We start from the raw sequence: 19717 nt of genomic DNA, 5'->3' as shown, positions 1-19717 counted from the left end.
CGGAGAGCGTCTACGGCTCCCGCGCCAGCGCCTCGGCCGCGGCGGCAAAGCCCTTGAACGAGAAGGGCAGGGCGACCGGCCGGTTGGCGGCGTCGATGAAGCGCAACTGCCCGCCCTCGCCATAGGCGCGCCAGCGCTTGAACAGTTCCTCGCTCATCGCGATCTCGGCGAAACAGCCGCCGGGGATGCAGCGCTGATAGGGGGCGAGCACGCCCTCATCCTTCTCGCCGAGTGAAAGGCGAACGCCGGCGAAGGGACCGAAGGCGATATTCGGCGCGACCTGCACGACGAGCTTGTAAGGCTCGGCCCTGACCGGGCGACCGAGGGCGATCAACGCGACGGGACCCTGCTGGCCCTGCACCTGCAGCGTCTGGACGATCTCGCAGATGCGCGTGCCGACGCCCTGCTGGCAGCGATGCACCCAGTCGCCATAGGTCGCCGTGGTGTTGTCCGGCTGCGAGACCCCGCCCGCCGGCGGCGGCGGAGCGGTTTGCGCCGAGGTCGGGCGCTGTGCCTGCGCAAGCGCAGCGTCCGTTCCGGCCAGCGGCGGGACAATCGCCAGGGACAAGACAAGCGTCAACGAGGTGAGTTTCATGATCGCGTCGTCCCCGTGAGTGAAAAACGTGGCGCACCTGACGTGACGGAAGCGGGCGGCGCAAGCCCGACGACCCCGGTTGAGAACGGCCATCCATCGGATTGTCACCGTGCGGTCATCAGGGCCGCCAGCCGGCATCCTCCCGCGGGGCCGCGGCCGCGGCCTCTTCCGATCGGGTCTGGCCGACCACCGAAGACAACGCGCGCAGGGCCGCCTCGACGCCCGCGCCGGAGGCGGACGACAGCACGATCGGCATGCGCTTGCAGGCCCGCTTCAGCCGCGCGACCTGCTCCTTGAGCAACTCGGGCGAGAGCGCGTCGACCTTGGACAGCGCCACGATCTCGGGCTTCTCGTCGAGCCCCCCGCCATAGGCGGCGAGTTCGGTGCGGACGGTCTTGTAGGCCTTGCCGGCATGCTCGCTCGTGCCCTCGACGAGATGCAGCAGCACGCGGCAGCGCTCGACATGGCCGAGGAAACGATCGCCGAGGCCATGGCCCTCATGCGCGCCCTCGATCAGGCCCGGAATGTCGGCCAGAACCATCTCGCGCCCGTCGACGCGCACGACGCCGAGCCCCGGATGCAGGGTGGTGAAGGGATAATCGGCGATCTTTGGCCTGGCTGCCGTGACGGTGGCCAGAAACGTGGACTTGCCGGCATTGGGCAGGCCGATCAGCCCGGCATCGGCGATCAGCTTGAGCCGCAGCCAGATCCAGCGCTCCTCGCCGGGCAGGCCCGGATTGGCGTGGCGCGGGGCCTGGTTGGTCGAGGTCTTGAAATAGGCGTTGCCGAAGCCGCCATTGCCGCCCTTGCACAGGACGAAGCGCTGGCCGGGCTCGGTCATGTCGGCGATCAGCGTCTCGCCGTCCTCGTCGAAGATCTGCGTGCCGGGCGGCGCCTTGAGCACGACGGAAGGGCCATTGGCGCCGTGACGGTCGGCGCCCATGCCGTGGCCGCCGATCCTGGCCTTGAAATGCTGCTGGAAGCGGTAGTCGATCAGCGTGTTGAGCCCCTGCACGCATTCGATCACGACATCGCCGCCGCGCCCGCCGTCGCCGCCATTGGGTCCGCCGAACTCGATGAATTTTTCGCGCCGGAAGGAGACGCAGCCCGCGCCGCCGTCGCCCGCCTTCACATGGATCTTGGCCTGGTCGAGGAATTTCATGCGCCCTCAGTAGTGGCACGGGCCGAGAAGGGCAATGCGGCGGCGGCTCGGGCCGTCGTTTCGGCGTCGATCTTGCAACTTGCGCATGTCTTGGCGCGCATGCCTTGGCGCGCATGCCTTGCGGCCGCCGGCCGCCGCCTTTATCGATCGCGGGGCAGGGGCTGGAGAGACGAGCACCGTGACGACCGGATTTGCTTCCATTCCCGCCGCGAAGCGCTGCCGCCTGACCGGAGCCCGGGTTCCTCTCTGCCTCGTCGATGCGCCTGGGCTGGCGTCGGACCGCGACGGGCTGAGCCTCGTCGACATCACGATCGGGAACGGCCGGATCGTCTCGCTCCTGCCAAACGGGGCGCGGTCGCTCGACGACGGGCCGACGACCGATCTCGACGGCGGCATCGTCCTGCCGCGCCTCGTCGACGCGCATGTCCATCTCGACAAGGGCCAGATCTGGCCGCGTCGGCGCAATCCGGACGGCACCTTCAAGGGCGCGCTCGAGAACGTGCTCGCCGACCGCGAGGCGAACTGGTCGGCCGGGGACGTCCGCGCCCGCATGGCCTTCGGCCTGCGCTGCGCCTTCGCGCATGGCACGGCGGCGGTCAGGACGCATATCGACTCGCTCGGCAAGCAGATCGGCATCTCCTGGCCGGTGCTGGCGGAGCTTCGCGCCGAATGGGCCGGCCGCGTCGCGGTGCAGGCGACGCCGCTCTTCGGCATCCAGTTCGCGCTCGACGCCGCCCATGTGCAGGCCGTGACCAAGGCGGTGCTGGCGCATGGCGACGGGCTGTTCGGCTGCGTCACCTACATGATCCCCGAGATCGACCAGGCGCTCGACATCGTCTTCGACAACGCGATCGAGCATGGCTTCGACCTCGACTTCCATGTCGACGAGACCAACGACCCGGAGGCGCGCGCGCTGGAGCACATCGCCGACGCCGCGCTGCGGCATCGCTTCGCCGGCAAGATCCTGTGCGGGCACTGCTGCTCGCTCGCCCTGCAGACGCCGCGGGACGAGGCGCGCATCATCGCCAAGGTCGCGGAGGCCGGCATCGCCGTGGTCGCGCTGCCGATGTGCAACATGTATCTGCAGGACCGGCAGGCCGGCCGCACGCCGCGCTGGCGCGGCGTCACGGCGCTGCACGAGCTGAAGGCCGCGGGGGCGCGGGCGATGATCGCCTCGGACAACACCCGCGACCCGTTCTACGCCTATGGCGATCTCGATTTGATCGAGGTCTTGCGCGAGGGCGCCCGCATCCTCCAGCTCGACCATTCCGGGACCGACTGGGTCAATGCCGTGGCGCGCACGCCGGCCGATGTCATGGGGCTCGGCGAGGCGGGACGCCTCTCCGTCGGCGGTCCGGCCGACCTGATCCTGACGCGGGCCCGGGACTGGACCGAGTTCTTCGCCAGGCCCCAGACCGACCGGACGGTGCTGGTCGATGGCCGGCCGATCGACACGACGCCGCCGGACTATCGCGAACTGGATCATCTGATGGGAGCGCGTCCGTGACAGCCTTGATCCGCCCCCTCGGTCATGGCCGGGCTTGTCCCGACCATCCACGCCTTCCGCCGTTTCGCTCCATGACCAAGACGTGGATGGTCGCCACGAGAGCGACCATGACGGCGGTGGCGCGGCCATGAACCCCCGCTACGACATCGCCGGCCTGAAAACCCGCCTCGCCGACATCCGCACCGAGGACAACCCCGCGCTGGTGAAGCAGAAGAGCCGTGACTTCTTCTGGTATTCTCCCACGCTGAAGCGCCAGCTCGACCATGTCAGCGCCGACATCGTCGTCTCGCCCACGAGCGAGGCGCAGGTGCTGGAGACGCTCGCCGCCTGTCATGGCCTCGGCATCCCCGTGACGCCGCGCGGGTCCGGCACCGGCAATTACGGACAGGCCATGCCGCTGTCGGGCGGCGTGCTGCTCGACCTGTCGGACTTCGACAAGGTGCTCGACGTCGCGCCCGGCCGCTATGTCGCCGAGCCCGGCGCGATCATGGCCCGGATCGACGAGCGGACCCGCGCCCATTCCCGTCAGGAACTCCGGCTCCACCCCTCGACCTACCAGACCGCCTCGATCGGCGGCTTCATCGCCGGCGGCTCCGGCGGCGTCGGCTCGATCAAATGGGGCGGCCTGCGCGACTGGGGCAACATCATCCGGCTCAAGGTCGCGACGATGGAGGCAAATCCCCGCATCCTCGAACTCACCGGCGAGGATCTGCACAAGGTCGCCCATGCCTACGGCACCAACGGCATCATCACGGAAGTCGAGATGCCGCTGGCGCCGGCCTACAGCTGGGCCGACGTCATCCTCGGCTTCGGCAGCCTTCGCGCCGCGGCCGAATTCGCCAATGGCCTCGGCGAGCAGGACGGGCTGGCGCTGAAGAACCTCGCGGTGGTCGCGGCCCCGATCGGCCACGACTATTTCCCGCGCCACCGCAAATTCCTGCCGCGCGGGAGCCATCTCGTCATCGTCACCGTGGCGGATTTCGCGGTCGAGTCGCTGCTGGCTTATGCGCGCCGGATCAAGGGCTGCGAATTGCTGATGCGCTCGGACAGGCTCTCCCCCGGGGAGGCGAAGGGCCTGCCGCCGGGCTACGAGCTGGGCTGGAACCACACCACGCTCAGGGCGCTGCGGGTCGATCCGGGCATCACCTATCTGCAGGTGCTCTACCCCTTCCCGAACCAGGTCGAACTGGTCGACGCGATCCATGCCCGCTTCGGCGACGAGGTGCTGTGCCATCTCGAATTCGTCCGCTTCGACGGCAAGGTCACCTGCTTCGGGCTGCCGCTGGTGCGCTTCACCGGCGAGGAGCGGCTGGAGGAGATCATGGCGATCCATGAGGAGATGGGCGCGCCGATCTTCAACCCGCACCGCTACACGCTGGAAGAAGGCGGCATGAAGCAGACCGACGCGGCCCAGCTCGCCTTCAAGCGCCGGGCCGATCCGCAGGGCCTGCTCAACCCCGGCAAGATGATCGCCTGGGAAGACCCGAACCACGACTACGCATCGGGAAAGACCTTCCTGTTCCGCAGCCTCTCCGAGGCCGGGGTCGCCGGCTGACCATGCGCGTCCTCGTCCTCCACGCCCATCCGGCGCCGGAAAGCTTCAACGCCGCGCTGTACAGAACGGTGGTCGAAAACCTCGCCGCCGCCGGGCACGAGGTCGACGCCTGCGATCTCTATGCCGAGAGCTTCGACGCCTGCCTGAGCCGCGAGGAGAGAGCCGGCTATCATGATCTCGCCAGCAACACGGGTCCCGTCGCCGGCTATGTCGAACGTTTGCGCGCCGCGGAAGCGCTGGTGCTGTGCTTCCCGGTCTGGAATTTCGGCTATCCCGCGATCCTGAAGGGGTTCTTCGACCGGGTCTTCCTGCCCGGCGTCTCGTTCAAGCTGGTCGCCGGCAAGGTCAGGCCCAATCTCTGGAATATTCGCCGGCTCGTGGCCGTCACCAGCTATGGCGGCACGCGCTGGCGGGCGCTGCTGATGGGCGACCCGCCGCGCAAGGCGGTCCGCCGCGTGCTGCGGGCGGTCTGCCATCCCACGGCCCGGCCGCTCTATCTCGCGCATTACGACATGAACCGCGCCACGCCGGAGAGCCGGGCCGCCTTCCTGGCGGACGTGGCGCGAAAAATCCGGCGTTTGTGACGTGGCGGCGGCGATGCGTCATCAGGCTGTCATGAACGCAGGCGATTGGGCAGCCGGCGAAACGTCTTGCTCGCCGGCATCAAGGACTGGCTCATGACCAAGTCTCTCGAGAAAAGCGTCGGACGCGCCCTCCTCGTCACCGCGCGGCTGCACCGCGCGCGCATGGGCGACCGGCTGAACGCGCTCGGGCTGTTTCCCGGTCAGGAGCAGGCTCTGAAGGCGCTGCAGGCCGCGCCGATGACGATGGGCGAGCTCGCGACGCTGCTGCGCGTCAAGCCGCCGACCGTGTCCAAGACGATCGGCCGGCTTTCGGTGCAGGGCCTGGTGACGCGAGAGGGCGGCGGCCGCGACGGGCGGCTGGTGCAGGTCGCGCTGACGGAGGCCGGCCAGAAGACCGCGTCAACCCTGGACGCGGTCTGGAACCAGGTCGAGGACGAACTGCTGGAGCGCCTCGACGCCAAGGAGAGGAAGCAGTTGCGCAAGCTGCTGCGCAAGGCGGCCAAGGGCCTGTCGAAAGCCGGCGTCGCATTTGATGAGCCGGAGACAGATGCGGACGAGGTCGACAGCGACGGCTGATTTCCGGACGCCTGATTTCCGCATGCTGTCCATGCGCGCGACGGCTGGCTTGCGCGCCTAAATCGGTTAATCCTGCTTTCGTCATTCCCAAAGCGCATGACGGGACGCCACTTGCCCGCCGTCTATTCCCATATCCCGGAGACGGGCCGCTCGCGCCTGATCGCCATCGGCCTGATGTGCGGCGCGGTGCTGTGCTTCGCCCTGCTCGACGCGAGCGCGAAATGGCTCTCCGGCGTGATCGACCCGCTCCAGGTCGTGTTCGCGCGCTATGCCGGCAGCATGGCGCTGGTGCTGGCGCTCCTCAACCCCTGGAGCCGGCCCGGCATCCTGAAGACGAAGCGGCCCTGGCTGCAGGGCGTGCGCTCGCTGCTGCTGCTCGGCTCGACCGCGCTCAACTTCGTCGCGCTGAAATATCTCCAGCTCGCCGAGACGGTTTCGATCATGTTCGCGACGCCGCTCCTGGTCGCGCTGGTTTCCGGCCCGCTGCTCGGCGAATGGCCGGGTCCGCGCCGGCTGGTCGCGATCGGCGTCGGCTTCGTCGGCGTGCTGGTGATCACGCGGCCGGGCCTGGGCAGCATGCATCCGGCGGCGCTGCTGATCGTCTTCGGCTGCTTCTGCTACGGGTTCTATTCGCTGGCGACGCGGGTGCTCTCGGCCTTCGATCCGCCCGAGACCACGATGGTCTATTCCGGCGTCGCCGGCACGCTCGCCATGCTGCCGCTGCTGCCCTGGATCTGGACGACGCCGGACGGGTGGCTCCCCTGGGTCCTGATGCTGGCGACCGGCGTCTTCGGCGGCTTCGGCCACTGGCTCCTGATCCTGGCGCACCGGCTCGCGCCGGCGACGGTGCTCGCGCCCTTCATCTATTCGCAGATCGTCTGGATGATCGCGCTCGGCTGGTTCGTCTTCGGCCAGTTCCCCGACCGCTGGACCTTCGTCGGCGCCGGCATCGTCATCGCGTCGGGGCTTTACCTGCTCTATCGCGAGCGGGTGCGGGCCAAGCCGGAAGGATCGGCGCGGCTGGATTGAACGACGCTTACACCGTCACCTGCGTCCCCACTTCCACCACGCGTCCGGTCGGGATCTGGAAGAAGCTCGTCGCGTCGGTCGCGCTCTTGGTCAGCGAGATGTAGAGCTTGTCCTGCCAGACCGGCATGCCCGATTGCGGCGAGGCCTTGATCGAGCGCCGCGACAGGAAGAACGAGGTCGACATGATGTCGAACTTGAAGCCCTGCTTGCGCAGCATGGCGAGCCCCCTGGGCACGTTCGGGCTTTCCATGTAGCCATAGGTCATCTCGACCCGCCAGAAATCGTCGGTGATGCGCGAGAGGCGCACGCGCTCGTCCTCGCTGACGCGCGGCGTGTCGGCCGAACGCACGGTCAGGATGACGTTGCGCTCGTGCAGCACCTTGTTGTGCTTGAGGTTGTGCAGCATCGAGGCCGGCGCGGTCTCGGGATCGCTGGTCAGGAATACCGCCATGCCCTTGACGCGATAGGGCGGACTCTTGCTCAGCATGCCGACGAGCTCGAGCAGCGGCACGTCGGTCTTGCGGGTCTTGTCGAACAGGATCTTGGTGCCGCGCACCCAGGTCCACATCAGCACGACGAGCACGACGGCGAGCAGCACCGGGACATAACCACCCCTGAACAGCTTGAGCATGTTGGCGGAGAAGAAGGCGACGTCGACCACCAGAAAGGGCGTCACCACCGCGACGGTGGCGGCAAGCGACCAGCGCCAGCCCTTCCAGATCACGATGAAGGCCAGCAGCGAATCGACCATCATCGCCCCGAACACCGAGATGCCGTAGGCGTGCGACAGGTTGGACGACGACCGGAAGGTCCAGACCAGAACCAGCACCACGATCAGCAGCATGGTGTTGATGCGCGGAATGTAGATCTGCCCCGAGGTCTGCTCGGAGGTGTGGCGGATCTCGAGGCGCGGCAGCAGGCCGAGCTGGATCGCCTGCCGCGTCAGGGAAAAGGCCCCGGTGATCACCGCCTGGCTCGCGATGATCGTGGCGATCGTCGCCATGATCACCAGCGGCAGGATGAAGCCCTCCGGCGCGAGCTTGTAGAACGGGTTGTCGATCGCGGTCGGGTTCGCGAGGATAAGCGCGCCCTGGCCGAGATAGTTCAGCCACAAGGCCGGAAAGACCAGCCAGATCCACGCCCCACGGATCGGCCCGCGCCCGAAATGGCCCATGTCGGCATAAAGCGCCTCGGCCCCGGTGACCGCGAGGCAGACCGAGCCGAGCACGGCCAGCGAGACGCCAGGGTTGTTGATGAAGAAAAGCACGCCCCAATAGGGGTTGATCGAGGCGAAGACGCTGAGATCGTCGGCTATGTGGTAGACGCCCAGGCCCCCCAGCGTCAGGAACCAGATCATCATGATCGGCCCGAAGAAGTTGGCCACCTTCTCGGTGCCGCGGCTCTGGACCAGAAACAGCGCGATCAGGATGCCCGATGCGATCGCGACGACATAGTCGTTCAGCGCCGGCGTCACCAGCTTGATGCCCTCGACGGCCGAGAGCACCGAGATCGCCGGCGTGATCACGGCGTCGCCATAGAACAGCGCCGCGCCCGCCATGCCGAGGAGCAGCACGACGCCGCCGCGCATGCGCCCGAGCGCGCGCTGCGCCAGCGCCACCAGCGTCAGCGTGCCGCCTTCGCCGTTGTTGTCGGCCGAAAGCAGCAAGACGACGTATTTCAGGGTCACGACGATGACCAGCGACCAGAGGATCAGCGACAGGACGCCGATGATGACCTCGCGCGGCACCGGCGCGGCGAGAGCCACGGCGGTCGCGCCGCCATGTCCGCCCGAGACCACCCCGGTCGCGGCGAACACGGTCTCGCGCAGCGCGTAGAGCGGGCTCGTGCCGATGTCGCCATAGACGACGCCGAGCGCGCCGAGCGCCAGCGTGGCGTAGCCGCCGGTCGAATGCGGCTGCTTGCCGGTTTCGCCATGGCCGCCGTCGAGCCCGAACCGGGAATCCTCCGGCCGGGCGGTCGGCGGATTCGGCTTGTCATTCCCCATCAGGGATCTCCGCGCGCTGCGGTGCAGCAAAAGGCCGGGCGCTCTAGCACGATGCGCGGCAACCGCAAAGGCGCGCGCGCCGCGCGAAGCCTCTTGCTGGCCTATCGCGCCGCATCGGCCCGCCCACCACCATAGCGCCGCGCCACATAATCATCGACCATGGCCTTGAATTCGGCGGCGATACCCGCGCCGCGCAGGGTCGCGACCTTGCGTCCGTCGACGAAGACGGGCGCGGTCGGATCCTCGCCCGTGCCGGGCAGGGAGATGCCGATATCGGCATGCTTGCTCTCGCCCGGCCCGTTGACGATGCAGCCCATCACCGCGACGTTCAGCGCCTCGACGCCGGGATAGCGCGCCTTCCACTCCGGCATGGAGGTCGAGATCCAGTCCTGGATGTCGCGCGCCAGCTCCTGGAACACGGTCGAGGTGGTGCGCCCGCAGCCGGGGCAGGCCGCGACCAGCGGCACGAAGGCGCGGAAGCCCATGGTCTGGAGCAATTCCTGCGCCGCCCTGACCTCGAGCGCGCGGTCGCCGCCGGGCTCGGGCGTCAGCGAAAAGCGGATCGTGTCGCCGATGCCCTCCTGCAGCAGGATGCCGAGCGCGGCCGAGGAGGCGACGATTCCCTTCGAGCCCATGCCGGCCTCGGTCAGGCCGAGATGGATGGCGTAGTCGGCGCGCGAGGCCAGTGTCCGGTAGACCGCGATCAAATCCTGCACGCCCGAGACTTTTGCCGAGAGGATGATGCGGTCGCGGCCGAGCCCGATCTCTTCGGCGCGTTGGGCCGAGAGCAGGGCGGATTGCACCATCGCCTCGCGCATCACGGCGCGCGCCTCGATCGGCTGGGCCGACAAGGCGTTCTCGTCCATCAGCGCCGTCAGCAGCTCCTGGTCGAGCGAGCCCCAGTTCGCGCCGATGCGCACCGCCTTGCCATGCCTGGCGGCGAGTTCGACGATCTGGCCGAACTGGCGGTCCTTCTTGTCCTTGAAGCCGACATTGCCGGGGTTGATCCGGTATTTCGCCAGCGCCTCCGCACAGGCCGGATGCTCCGCCAGGAGCTTGTGGCCGATATAGTGGAAGTCGCCGACGAGCGGCACGTCGATGCCGACCCGGTCGAGCCGCTCGCGGATATGGGGCACGGCGGCGGCCGCCTCGTCGCGATCGACCGTGATGCGGACCAGTTCCGAGCCCTGCCGGGCAAGCGCCGCGACCTGCGCCACCGTGCCGGCGATATCGGCCGTGTCGGTGTTGGTCATCGACTGCACGACGATCGGCGCGCCGCCGCCCACGGCCACGTCGCCGACCATGACCGGGACCGTCATCCGGCGCGGCAGCGGGCCGGCGCGGTCGGGCAGGCAAGCGAGGGCGACGCGCTCGTTCATGCCATCCTCGCTGTCATGCGGCCTTCGCTCATGGTTCGACCCCACGGCAATGCTCGCAGCGGCCGACGATCTCGACCATCCGGTGCGAGGGCGAGAACAACCGCCCGGCCGTGATCGCGGCGACGGCCTTCTTCGTGGCGGGCGATGAATCCTCGTCGACGCCGCCGCAGGCCTCGCGGATCAGGAAGCGACGACCTCGTTCGCGCCATGGCCGTGCAGGCAGGCGAGATAGGCGTTCTTCGAGGAGAGCCGGTGGACGAAGCCCTGCTCGACCAGGAAGTCGAGCGCGCGATGGATCGAGATCGGCGCGAGCCTGCGCTTGCGGCGAGATGCGGTCGGCGAGGTCATAGGCCCCGACCGGCTTGTGGTCGGCGTGCAGCGCCTCCAGCGCCTTGCGGCGGATCGGCGTCAGGCGCAGGCCGCGCTCGCGGCAGAGCCGCTCGGCCCGCTCCAGCGCCTGCGCGGCATGGCGGCGATGCTCGGGGACATGACGGCGCCCGCCATCCTCATGGCCGCGGTCATGATGCCCGTGATCATGGCCGTCATGCGCGCGGGCATCCTGTGTGCGGGCATCCTGCGTGCGGGACTTGGCGTCTGGCTGCATTTCGGCCGTGTTGCGTTGCAATAGGACATCGGGCAATTTGCCGCGATCATTCTTGGGATCGTCGGCGCAAGCGCCCTTTCGGCACCGAACCTAAGCATTTTTCTTCCCCTTGTCAGGAGCCCGACGCTCATGTTCCTCAAAGACCGCTGCGCCGCCATCACCGGCTCCACCTCGGGCATCGGCCTGGCCTATGCCCGCGCGCTGGCGGCCGAAGGCGCCAATCTCGTGATCAACGGCATCCTGCCCCCGGCGGAGGCCGAAACTCTGCGCGCCGGCCTCGGCGAGGAATTCGGCGTCGAGGTGCTGTTCTCTCCGGCCGACATGACCAAGCCCGCCGAGATCGCCGATTTCATCGCCAGGGCCGAGGCGCGGTTCGGCGCGGTCGACATCCTGATCAACAATGCCGGCGTCCAGCATGTCGCGCCGGTCGACCAGTTCCCGATCGAGAAATGGGACATGATCATCGCGATCAACCTGTCCTCCGCCTTCCATGCGACGCGCGCCGCGCTGCCGAAGATGAAGGCGAAGGGCTGGGGCCGGATCATCAACACGGCCAGCGCGCACGCCTTCGTCGCCTCGCCGTTCAAATCGGCTTACGTCGCCGCCAAGCACGGCATCGCCGGCTTCACCAAGACGGTGGCGCTCGAGGTCGCGACCGAGGGCATCACCGTGAACGCGATCGCGCCGGGCTATGTCTGGACGCCGCTGGCCGAGAAGCAGATCCCCGACACGATGAAGGCGCGCGGCCTGACCAAGGAACAGGTCATCAACGACGTGCTGCTGACGGCGCAGCCGACCAAGGAGTTCGTCACGGTCGAGCAGGTCGCGGCGCTGGCGCTGTTCCTGTGCTCGGACGCGGCCAAATCGATCACCGGCGCGACGCTGCCGATGGATGGCGGCTGGACCGCGGCGTGACGGGCCGGCGCAAGGCCAGCTCCACCCCGGTCAAGGGGCTCGTCGGACCGAAGGCCGAAAAGGCCGTCTCGCTCGCGCTGCAGGGCGGAGGCGCGCATGGCGCCTTCACCTGGGGCGTGCTCGACGCGATCCTGGAGGACGGACGCCTCGCGATCGAGGCGCTGTCGGGCACCAGCGCCGGCGCGATGAACGCGGTCGTGCTCGCCGAGGGCTGGATCGAGGGCGGGACGGAGGGCGCGCGCGCCAAGCTGGAGAGCTTCTGGCGGGCGATCAGCGTCGACGGCAAATATGGCGGCTCGCAGCGCTCGCTGATCGACGCCCTGCTCGGGGCCTGGGGCCGCAGCGGCACGCCGCCGGGGCTGGTCTGGTTCGAGATGGTCTCGAAGGTCGCGAGCCCCTACGACATCAACCCGCTCAACATCAATCCGCTGCGCGGCGTCATCTCCGACCTGATCGACTTCGACAAGGTCCGCGCCTGCGACCAGGTCAAGCTCTTCATCGCGGCGACGAACGTCCGCACCGGCAAGATCAAGGTCTTCAACGGGCCGGAGCTGACGCCGGACCATCTGATGGCGTCGGCCTGCCTGCCGCTGCTGTTCCAGGCGGTGAAGATCGGCGAGGAAGCCTATTGGGACGGCGGCTACATGGGCAATCCCGCGCTGTTCCCGCTGTTCTACGAGGCCCATTGCGACGACGTCATGCTGGTCCAGATCAACCCGCTGCGGCGCAGGGAGCTGCCGACCAAGGCGCGCGAGATCCAGGACCGTCTGAACGAGATCACCTTCAACGCCTCGCTGCTGCGGGAGCTGCGCGCGATCGACTTCGTCACCCGGCTGGTCGACGCCGGCAAGCTGCCGACCGACGAGTACAAGCGCGTGCTGATGCACCGCATCGACGGCGGCTCGCCGCTGGCCGAGCTGACCTCGTCCTCGCGGCTGAACTCCGAATGGCGTTTCCTGCTGCGCCTGCGCGACATGGGCCGCGCCGCCGCGAGGCGCTGGCTCAAGCGCAACTACGAGGCGATCGGCAAGGTCGGCACGCTCGACCTGAAGGAGGCGATCTCCTGACGCAGCCCGTCATTGCGAGCGTGAGCGAAGCAATCCTGGGAGGCGCAGAGCAAGACGCTGGATCGCTTCGCCGCGCTCGCAATGGCGGGAGACGTCCCTCGATCCGGCGGCGCTTGCGAAAGTCCAACCGAACAGGCAATCACCCAAACGAAGCCGTTTCCAGAACGATAGAGATGTCCATGAGCAAGCTGATCGTCACCGCCGGCCCCTACACCTTCGACGCCAGGCTGGAGCTGGAGGCCGCGCCGAAGACCTGCGCCGCCTTCATCCGCCACATGCCCTTCGCCTCCAGGATCGTGCATGTGCGCTGGTCGGGCGAGGGAGTCTGGATGCCGCTCGGCGAACTCGATTTCGGCGTCGGCTACGAGAACCATACGAGCTACCCCGCGCCCGGCCAGATCATCCTCTATCCCGGCGGCATCAGCGAGACCGAGATCCTGCTCGCCTATGGCGGCGTGCATTTCGCCAGCAAGGTGGGCCAGCTCGCCGGCAACCACTTCATCACCCTGACCTCGGGGCTGGAGAACATCTACCCGCTCGGCCGCAAGACGCTCTGGGAAGGCGCGCAGGATATCAGGTTCGAGCTGGCGTAATTCTACTGGGGAGGCCGTCTGGCGCGGCCGCCTGCGCTTCCGGTGCTCACGGACACAGGTCCGCCGCGCTCCGGTTCTCGACCGCCACGCCAGCCGATCCACCCCAGCGAATTTCCGTCGAGGCGCGCATCATGTCTAATTCCGTCAGCAGAACGCCGCTTCCTCAATTCGACACCGATGAGGCTGCCCAACGCTTCGTCGCCGAGGCGGATCTGACCGGCCTCGATCCCTCGGGCGGGACTGTTATCCAGTACGAACTCCAGCCCAAGAACGCCGACGTGCATCTGCGGATGCCCAAGCCGTTGCTCGACGCCGTGAAGGCAGAGGCGGACCCTGCCGGGATGCCTCATCAGCGTTTCATCCGACAGACGCTTGAAGCCGCTTTGAAAACGGCCAAGCGGCGTGCGTGATCCCCCATCGCGGCACCCGCGGATTCTTGCGCCGCCGCGCCGAAATTAGCGCGGCCGGCGGATTGCGCGCTCCGTCCAACGCGGCCATGATTTCGTTCCGCGAGGAACCAATCTCCATGGTCGCTCTGCCCAGGGCCGACATCGTTCTCCGAAACGGCCCCGTCTATCCCGGGCTGAAGGAGGGCTATGCGACGGCGGTCGCGCTCTGGGCCGGCAAGGTGCTGGCGACGGGCTCGCCCTTGGAGCTGGAGGCGCCGATCGGGCCGGGGACCAAGGTGATCGACCTCGCCGGGCGCATGGCGACGCCCGGCCTCCACGAGGCGCATCCGCACCATCCAACGCCTCAGCCTTTCGACCACGCCGGAGCCTGCCCATGACCATCACCCTCATCCGCAACGCGAGCTGGATCGTCGCCTACGACGCCAGGGCCAAGGGCCATGTCTATCTGCGCGACGGCGATGTCGCCTACGAGGGCGACAAGCTGATCCATGTCGGCGGCTCGTATCGCGGCCAGGCCGACGTGACGATCGACGGGCGCGGGCGCATGGTGATGCCCGGCCTCGTCAACATCCACTCGCACCCGTCGTCGGAGGCGATGACCAAGGGCTGGAACGACGAGCTCGGCTCGCCGAAGATGTACGGCACCGCGCTCTACGAGTTCATGCCGCTGTTCCGCTGCGACGCGGCCGGCATCAAGTCCTGCGCGCAGGTGACCTATTCCGAACTCCTGATGTCGGGCGTCACCACGCTGGTCGACATGTCGGTCGCCTGGGACGGCTGGCTCGAGACCTTCAAGGCGTCCGGCCTGCGCGGCGTCTTCTCGCCGATGTACCGCTCGGCGCGCTGGTACACCGACAACGGCCATCTCGCGAAATACGAATGGGACGCCAAGACCGGCGAGGCCGCGATGGCGGCCGCCATGAAACTGCTCGACCAGGTCGCGGCCGACGATTCCGGGCGCCTTTCCGGCATGGTCTCGCCCTCGCAGATCGACACCTGCACGCCGGAGCTGATCCAGGCCAGCTTCGAGGAAGCCGAGAAGCGCAAGGTCCCCTTCCAGATCCACGCCGCCCAGAGCGTCGTCGAGTTCCACGAGATCACGCGCCGCCACGGCATGACCCCGGTCGAATGGCTCGAGCATCTCGACGTGCTCGGGCCGTTCTCGATCATCGGCCACGGCATCTTCCTCGACCACCACTCCTCGGTGAAATGGCCGGCCACCGACGACATGGGCGCCCTCGTCGAGACCGGCACGAACGTCGCCCATTGCCCGATCGTGTTCCAGCGCCGCGGCATCGCGATGCAGAGTTTCGGGCAATACGTCGCCGCCGGCATCAATGTCGGCATCGGCACCGACACCTATCCGCATCACATGCTGGAGGAACTGCGCGCCGTCTGCATCGGCTCGCGCATGATGGCGGAGGACGTCTACGACCTGCGCACCTCCGACGCCTTCAACGCCGCGACGCTCGGCAGCGCCAAGGCGCTCGGCCGCAACGATATCGGCCGGCTCGCCAAGGGCGCCAAGGCCGACATCGTCGTCGTCGACGTGACCCATCCGATGATGCGGCCTTTGCGCGACCCCGTCCGCAGCCTGATCTACGCGGCGGGCGAGCGCGCCGTCACCACGGTCGTCGTCGACGGCGTCACCGTGGTCGAGAACGGCAAGGTGCTGACGATCGACTATGCGTCCGCCGCCGCCGAGCTGGAGGAGGCGCAGCGCCGGGCCGAGCCGAACGTCAGGGATCTCGACTGGGCCAAGCGCGACCATCTCGAGATCTCGCCGCTGACCTTTCCGGCCGGAAAGGGCTGAGCGCGGGCGCCGAGGCGGCCCCAGGTTGCAAAGCCGCGCGGCTGCGGCCAAAGACGGGCCGTCTTCCCGGGATCGCATCGTCATGGACGCTCACGACAAACGCCTCGCCGCGCTGCGGCGCCTGCTGAGCGAGGCTTATGGCCGGCTAGGACTCAAGCTGGGTTTCGCCCTCTGGGACGGCAGCCGCGTGCCGGCCGACTGGCCCGAAGACGGTCTCGCGATCGCGATCCGCGACGCCGGCGTCGTCGCGGCGCTGTTGCGCCGGCCCAAGCTCGATACGCTCTTGAACCTGCACATTTCCGACCGCATCGCCATCCTCAACGGTTCGATCTTCGATCTCGCTACGGCGCGGCCGGAGGGCAAGATCGGCCGGCTCGCCCGCACCATCCCCAAGGCTGCGGTCTTCGATGTCGCCCGCCGCTTCCTGTTCGCGCCGGGTTCGGCGCCCGCGGCCGTGGCGCATCGCAACGGCGACGAGATCGCGCGAGACGGCGCGCCGGCCACCAACAAGGCCAATGTCGCCTACCACTACGACGTCTCGAACGCGTTCTACCGGCTCTTCCTCGACGAGGACATGGTCTACACCTGCGCCTATTTCACCGAGGACCATGGCGATATCGGCCGCGCCCAGCGCGACAAGCTCGACATGATCTGCCGCAAGCTGCGCCTCAGGCCCGGCGACCGCTTTCTCGACATCGGTTGCGGCTGGGGCGCGCTCGTCTGCCACGCCGCGCAGCATTACGGCGTCGAGGCCCATGGCGTGACGCTGGCCGAGGAGCAGCTCAAGCTGGCCCGCGAGAAGGTCGCGCGGCTCGGGCTGCAGGACCGGGTGACGCTGCATCTGCGCGACTTCACCCAGATGGAAGGAGAGTTCGACAAGATCTCCTCGATCGGGATGTTCGAGCATGTCGGCATCGCCAACCATCCCGATTACTTTCGCGCGGTGAACCGGCTGCTGCGGCCGCGCGGCCTGTATCTGCACCACTCCATCTCGCGACGCGCCAAGAAGACCGACAAGGCCTTCAAGCGGATGCCGGCCGAGTATCGCGCGCTGGTGCGCTACATCTTTCCCGGCGGCGAGCTCGACCATCTCGGCATGTCGATCGCCAATCTCGAGCGCTTCGGCTTCGAGGTCCACGACGTCGAGGGCTGGCGCGAGCATTACCAGCGCACGACGCGGCTGTGGTGGGAGCGTCTGAGCGCGCGGCAGGCCGAGGCCGAGGCCGAGATCGGCCCCGAACGCACGCGGATGTGGCTGCTCTATCTCGCGGGCTGCTCGCTCGCCTTCGAGCGCGGCGGCGCGATGGTCAACCAGACCCTGGCCTCGAAGCGCCGCAAGGGCGCGTCGGGCCTGCCGCTGACGCGGGCTGATCTGTATGGGCAGTAAGGCGATCGGTAATGGCCAGTCGGAAGAATTCGCAGTCCGACTGCCGACTGCCGACTGTTCCTATTTCTTCACGAACAAGTCCAGCTTGCCGTAATGCTCGGCCAGCAGATAGTAGAAGGTCAGGCGCGACTTGGTCCTGTCCGACTTCATGTGCTCGCAGATCGCCTTGATCGAGGCGTCGAGATCGGCGGTCTTGAGGCCGAGCTTCTTCTTCAGGAAATTCTCGCGCACCCGCCCGAGTTCGGTCGCATCGCTGCAGGCGACGTAGCGGGTGTCGGCCTTGCCCATCACGAGCGCATAGGATTTCGACATGCCGGCAACAGCCGCCTCGTTGACGGTTTTCCTGGCGAATTTCTTGACGTCGGCGAGATGATCCATCGTTAGCCCCTCATGAGCCCGCCGCCTGCCGCTTCGGGCTTTCCTGTTGTCGTGCACGGAAACGTTAACGCGGTTTTTTGCCGCAGGCGAGGGGCGGCTGTCGTCGCGACGGATTTTTCGATGCCGCATTGCGGCATGAAATGTCAGGGCGGCACGACGACCGGCGCGCCCATGCGAACGCGGGCGTAGAGGTCGATCACGACCTCGTTGTGCCCGGCGCTACCTGTTCAGCCACCAGATCGAGACGGTGAGCACCGTCGCGAATGACACCCAGGCGACATAGGGCCATTGCAGGTTCGCCGCGAGCCGGTCGAGCGGGCGGAAGGCCGCGATCATGGCGAGGATCATCGCGATGAAGGCGACGATCACGACGATGCCGCCGAGCGGGCTGTTCAGCCCGAAGAAGACGCAGGACCAGAGCACGTTGAGCCCGAGCTGGACGTGATAGGCGGTCAGCGCCCAGGCCCTGCCCGGCGCGGCCGCCGGCAGGCGCAGGATGCGGAAGACGCTGTAGGCCATCAGCGCGAACAGAACCGTCCAGACCGGCCCGAACAGCCAGTTCGGCGGGTTGAAGGGCGGCTTGACCAGCGTCGCATACCAGGTCGGAATCTGCGGCATCGTCACCGCGTTGCCGATCAGCGAGGCCGCGACGACCGGCGCGATGGCGATCAGGATGTCGACCCAGACGGGCCGGGGCGCGGTTCGGGCGTGGTCGGTCGTGGTGCTCATCTCCGCGACATGGGGCAGCGCCGCGCGCCCGGCAAGGGCATGCCCTGCAAGAGGCGGCCTTGCACGAGGCCCGCCGGCTGCGCCAGATGGCCGCGTCGGTCTCTCATGGAACCTCATCCGGATACCTCATGGCCAAGCGCTCGCTCCACCCCCGCTCCCTCGCCGCGCAGGCCATGGGCAAGATCGACCCGCAGACCAGGGGCGTGGTCACGCCGATCCACATCGCCACGACCTATGTCCGCGACGAGGACAACGCCTATTCCTCCGGCTTCGTCTATGGTCGGCCCGACAACGAGACGGTGCGCGAGGCCGAAGCCGTGCTCGCCATGCTCGAAGAGGCGAAGGCCGGAGCGTTGCTGTTCGGCTCAGGAATGGCCGCGGCCACCGCCGTCTTCCAGGCGCTCTCGCCCGGCGATCACGTCGTCGCCTCCAAGGTGATGTATTGGGGCCTGCGCGCCTGGCTCCTGACCGAGGCGACGCGCTGGGGTCTGAAGATCGAGTTCGTCGAGACCGACGATCTCGCCGCGATGCGGGCCGCGGTGAAACCCGGCGTCACCAAGCTGGTCTGGGCCGAGACGCCGTCGAATCCGCTCTGGAGCATCACTGATATCGCAGCCCTTGCCGAAATCACCCGCAAGGCCGGAGCGAAGCTCGCGGTCGATTCGACCTGCGCCTCGCCGGTGCATACGCGGCCGCTGACTCTCGGCGCCGACATCGTCATGCATGCTGCGACCAAGGTGCTGAACGGCCATTCCGACGTCGTCGCGGGCGTGCTCTGCGCCAGCGAGGACGACGATTTTTGGGCCCGCATCAAGACGGTTCGCAAGGGCCAGGGCGGCATCCTCGGCCCCTTCGAGGCCTATCTCCTGATGCGCGGCCTGCGCACGCTGCATGTCCGGCAGGAGCGCCAGTCGGCCTCGGCGATGACGCTGGCCGAGAGGCTCGCCGCCCATCCGCTGGTGGCGCGCGTGCTTTATCCCGGCCTGCCGCAGCATCCCGGCCACGACATCGCCGCGCGCCAGATGGAGGGCGGCTTCGGCTACATGCTCTCGGTGCAGGTGACGGGCGGCGAGGCCGCCGCGATCAAGGCCGCCGCCCATGTCGAGCTCTACAAGCGCGCGACCTCGCTCGGCGGCGTCGAGAGCCTGATCGAGCACCGCGCCTCGATCGAGGGCGCGGGCTCGCCCTGCCCGACCGATCTGCTGCGCCTCTCGACCGGCATCGAGGATGTCGGCGACCTCTATGACGATCTCGACCAGGCGCTGAAGGCGGGGCATTCCTAGGCCCAAATCCCCTTCGCAACCGCCAGCAGGCGCGTCCGCTTCGCCAAGCCGTTGCGGCCGCCATTGATCATCTGGGCGCCCGCGAATACCTGGTGAATTTGGCGAGCGGTGGGGCGGCGGATGGGTCGGGAACGCGAATTGGCGTC

The 19717-nt window shown here is 67.9% G+C and carries 21 protein-coding genes; 14 read left to right on the top strand and 7 right to left on the bottom strand.

Annotation, left to right across the window (positions count from 1 at the left end; all coding sequences use genetic code 11):
- Window positions 1-10 precede the first annotated feature (10 nt).
- Together AC1RRW_RS16750 and obgE are read right to left on the bottom strand one after the other, a co-directional pair.
- A complete protein-coding gene (locus tag AC1RRW_RS16750; protein ID WP_492902047.1) occupies window positions 11-568 on the bottom strand; it encodes an invasion associated locus B family protein in 558 nt (185 codons plus the stop codon).
- Between the two features lie 145 nt (window positions 569-713).
- Window positions 714-1757: a GTPase ObgE gene (obgE, locus tag AC1RRW_RS16745; protein WP_492902046.1), complete on the bottom strand. Its 1044-nt coding sequence runs from the start codon at window positions 1755-1757 to the stop codon at window positions 714-716.
- A 178-nt stretch (window positions 1758-1935) separates the two neighbouring features.
- Here obgE and AC1RRW_RS16740 point away from each other — a divergent pair, with 178 nt between their 5' ends.
- From AC1RRW_RS16740 to AC1RRW_RS16720, 5 genes are all read left to right on the top strand, one after another.
- Entirely contained in the window at window positions 1936-3264 is a 1329-nt protein-coding gene (locus AC1RRW_RS16740; protein WP_492902044.1) for a cytosine deaminase, read from the top strand.
- A 127-nt stretch (window positions 3265-3391) separates the two neighbouring features.
- Window positions 3392-4819 carry an FAD-binding oxidoreductase gene (locus AC1RRW_RS16735; RefSeq protein WP_492902240.1) on the top strand — a complete coding sequence of 476 codons (1428 nt, stop codon included), beginning with the start codon at window positions 3392-3394 and terminating at the stop codon, window positions 4817-4819.
- Between the two features lie 2 nt (window positions 4820-4821).
- Entirely contained in the window at window positions 4822-5403 is a 582-nt protein-coding gene (locus AC1RRW_RS16730; protein WP_492902042.1) for an NAD(P)H-dependent oxidoreductase, read from the top strand.
- A gap of 93 nt (window positions 5404-5496) precedes the next feature.
- Entirely contained in the window at window positions 5497-5979 is a 483-nt protein-coding gene (locus AC1RRW_RS16725; protein ID WP_492902040.1) for a MarR family winged helix-turn-helix transcriptional regulator, read from the top strand.
- A 111-nt stretch (window positions 5980-6090) separates the two neighbouring features.
- Window positions 6091-7008: a DMT family transporter gene (locus AC1RRW_RS16720; RefSeq protein WP_492902038.1), complete on the top strand. Its 918-nt coding sequence runs from the start codon at window positions 6091-6093 to the stop codon at window positions 7006-7008.
- A 7-nt stretch (window positions 7009-7015) separates the two neighbouring features.
- Here AC1RRW_RS16720 and AC1RRW_RS16715 read toward each other — a convergent pair whose 3' ends face one another.
- The 3 genes from AC1RRW_RS16715 to AC1RRW_RS16705 all read right to left on the bottom strand — a co-directional run bounded on the left by AC1RRW_RS16715 (window position 7016) and on the right by AC1RRW_RS16705 (window position 10740).
- Window positions 7016-9013 (bottom strand): potassium transporter Kup, encoded by a 1998-nt coding sequence (locus tag AC1RRW_RS16715; RefSeq protein WP_492902036.1) that lies wholly within the window; start codon window positions 9011-9013, stop codon window positions 7016-7018.
- Window positions 9014-9114: 101 nt separating this feature from the next.
- Complete coding sequence (gene ispG / locus AC1RRW_RS16710; protein WP_492902034.1) at window positions 9115-10392, bottom strand: flavodoxin-dependent (E)-4-hydroxy-3-methylbut-2-enyl-diphosphate synthase; 1278 nt, start codon at window positions 10390-10392, stop codon at window positions 9115-9117.
- Between the two features lie 180 nt (window positions 10393-10572).
- Complete coding sequence (locus AC1RRW_RS16705; RefSeq protein ID WP_492902032.1) at window positions 10573-10740, bottom strand: hypothetical protein; 168 nt, start codon at window positions 10738-10740, stop codon at window positions 10573-10575.
- Window positions 10741-10765: 25 nt separating this feature from the next.
- Here AC1RRW_RS16705 and AC1RRW_RS16700 point away from each other — a divergent pair, with 25 nt between their 5' ends.
- From AC1RRW_RS16700 to AC1RRW_RS16665, 8 genes are all read left to right on the top strand, one after another.
- Window positions 10766-11020 carry a hypothetical protein gene (locus AC1RRW_RS16700; protein WP_492902030.1) on the top strand — a complete coding sequence of 85 codons (255 nt, stop codon included), beginning with the start codon at window positions 10766-10768 and terminating at the stop codon, window positions 11018-11020.
- 105 nt (window positions 11021-11125) lie between these two features.
- Window positions 11126-11911, top strand: coding sequence for a 3-hydroxybutyrate dehydrogenase (locus AC1RRW_RS16695; RefSeq protein ID WP_492902028.1), 786 nt, complete (start codon window positions 11126-11128; stop codon window positions 11909-11911).
- Entirely contained in the window at window positions 11908-12978 is a 1071-nt protein-coding gene (locus AC1RRW_RS16690) for a patatin-like phospholipase family protein (RefSeq protein ID WP_492902026.1), read from the top strand. The genes AC1RRW_RS16695 and AC1RRW_RS16690 overlap by 4 nt, the downstream gene beginning before the upstream one ends.
- Before the next feature lie 179 nt (window positions 12979-13157).
- The gene (locus AC1RRW_RS16685; RefSeq protein WP_492902024.1) at window positions 13158-13571 is read left to right on the top strand and encodes a DUF3830 family protein; all 414 of its coding nucleotides are present in this window, start codon (window positions 13158-13160) and stop codon (window positions 13569-13571) included.
- 131 nt (window positions 13572-13702) lie between these two features.
- Window positions 13703-13981, top strand: coding sequence for a CopG family antitoxin (locus AC1RRW_RS16680; RefSeq protein WP_492902022.1), 279 nt, complete (start codon window positions 13703-13705; stop codon window positions 13979-13981).
- Between the two features lie 116 nt (window positions 13982-14097).
- Complete coding sequence (locus tag AC1RRW_RS16675; RefSeq protein WP_492902020.1) at window positions 14098-14358, top strand: hypothetical protein; 261 nt, start codon at window positions 14098-14100, stop codon at window positions 14356-14358.
- Window positions 14355-15794, top strand: a complete 1440-nt coding sequence (locus tag AC1RRW_RS16670; protein WP_492902018.1) for an amidohydrolase family protein — start codon at window positions 14355-14357, stop codon at window positions 15792-15794. The genes AC1RRW_RS16675 and AC1RRW_RS16670 overlap by 4 nt, the downstream gene beginning before the upstream one ends.
- A gap of 82 nt (window positions 15795-15876) precedes the next feature.
- The gene (locus AC1RRW_RS16665; RefSeq protein WP_492902017.1) at window positions 15877-17181 is read left to right on the top strand and encodes a class I SAM-dependent methyltransferase; all 1305 of its coding nucleotides are present in this window, start codon (window positions 15877-15879) and stop codon (window positions 17179-17181) included.
- 60 nt (window positions 17182-17241) lie between these two features.
- On the opposite strand, the gene AC1RRW_RS16660 is transcribed toward AC1RRW_RS16665, so the two are convergent.
- Both AC1RRW_RS16660 and AC1RRW_RS16655 read right to left on the bottom strand, forming a co-directional pair.
- The gene (locus AC1RRW_RS16660; RefSeq protein WP_492902015.1) at window positions 17242-17559 is read right to left on the bottom strand and encodes a DUF2853 family protein; all 318 of its coding nucleotides are present in this window, start codon (window positions 17557-17559) and stop codon (window positions 17242-17244) included.
- Between the two features lie 219 nt (window positions 17560-17778).
- On the bottom strand, window positions 17779-18288 hold the full coding sequence (locus AC1RRW_RS16655; RefSeq protein WP_492902014.1) for a TspO/MBR family protein: 510 nt from the start codon (window positions 18286-18288) through the stop codon (window positions 17779-17781).
- A gap of 128 nt (window positions 18289-18416) precedes the next feature.
- Between AC1RRW_RS16655 and AC1RRW_RS16650 the strand changes: the two genes are divergently transcribed.
- Window positions 18417-19571 (top strand): trans-sulfuration enzyme family protein, encoded by a 1155-nt coding sequence (locus AC1RRW_RS16650; protein ID WP_492902012.1) that lies wholly within the window; start codon window positions 18417-18419, stop codon window positions 19569-19571.
- Window positions 19572-19717: the final 146 nt, after the last annotated feature.

This window comes from Allobosea sp. GW821-FHT12C12 (genome assembly GCF_058807355.1).
Note: the sequence above shows the minus strand (reverse complement) of the source record. Positions and strands in the feature narration are given on the sequence as shown.

What these genes read in the sequence shown, in the direction of transcription:
- AC1RRW_RS16675 (WP_492902020.1), top strand. Translation starts at nt 14,098, where the DNA reads ATGGTCGCTCTGCCCAGGGCCGACATCGTTCTCCGAAACGGCCCCGTC.
- AC1RRW_RS16650 (WP_492902012.1), top strand. Translation starts at nt 18,417, where the DNA reads ATGGCCAAGCGCTCGCTCCACCCCCGCTCCCTCGCCGCGCAGGCCATG.
- obgE (WP_492902046.1), bottom strand. Translation starts at nt 1,757, where the DNA reads ATGAAATTCCTCGACCAGGCCAAGATCCATGTGAAGGCGGGCGACGGC.
- AC1RRW_RS16685 (WP_492902024.1), top strand. Translation starts at nt 13,158, where the DNA reads ATGAGCAAGCTGATCGTCACCGCCGGCCCCTACACCTTCGACGCCAGG.
- AC1RRW_RS16730 (WP_492902042.1), top strand. Translation starts at nt 4,822, where the DNA reads ATGCGCGTCCTCGTCCTCCACGCCCATCCGGCGCCGGAAAGCTTCAAC.
- AC1RRW_RS16715 (WP_492902036.1), bottom strand. Translation starts at nt 9,013, where the DNA reads ATGGGGAATGACAAGCCGAATCCGCCGACCGCCCGGCCGGAGGATTCC.
- ispG (WP_492902034.1), bottom strand. Translation starts at nt 10,392, where the DNA reads ATGAACGAGCGCGTCGCCCTCGCTTGCCTGCCCGACCGCGCCGGCCCG.
- AC1RRW_RS16705 (WP_492902032.1), bottom strand. Translation starts at nt 10,740, where the DNA reads ATGACCTCGCCGACCGCATCTCGCCGCAAGCGCAGGCTCGCGCCGATC.
- AC1RRW_RS16695 (WP_492902028.1), top strand. Translation starts at nt 11,126, where the DNA reads ATGTTCCTCAAAGACCGCTGCGCCGCCATCACCGGCTCCACCTCGGGC.
- AC1RRW_RS16725 (WP_492902040.1), top strand. Translation starts at nt 5,497, where the DNA reads ATGACCAAGTCTCTCGAGAAAAGCGTCGGACGCGCCCTCCTCGTCACC.
- AC1RRW_RS16665 (WP_492902017.1), top strand. Translation starts at nt 15,877, where the DNA reads ATGGACGCTCACGACAAACGCCTCGCCGCGCTGCGGCGCCTGCTGAGC.
- AC1RRW_RS16680 (WP_492902022.1), top strand. Translation starts at nt 13,703, where the DNA reads ATGTCTAATTCCGTCAGCAGAACGCCGCTTCCTCAATTCGACACCGAT.
- AC1RRW_RS16660 (WP_492902015.1), bottom strand. Translation starts at nt 17,559, where the DNA reads ATGGATCATCTCGCCGACGTCAAGAAATTCGCCAGGAAAACCGTCAAC.
- AC1RRW_RS16655 (WP_492902014.1), bottom strand. Translation starts at nt 18,288, where the DNA reads ATGAGCACCACGACCGACCACGCCCGAACCGCGCCCCGGCCCGTCTGG.
- AC1RRW_RS16670 (WP_492902018.1), top strand. Translation starts at nt 14,355, where the DNA reads ATGACCATCACCCTCATCCGCAACGCGAGCTGGATCGTCGCCTACGAC.
- AC1RRW_RS16735 (WP_492902240.1), top strand. Translation starts at nt 3,392, where the DNA reads ATGAACCCCCGCTACGACATCGCCGGCCTGAAAACCCGCCTCGCCGAC.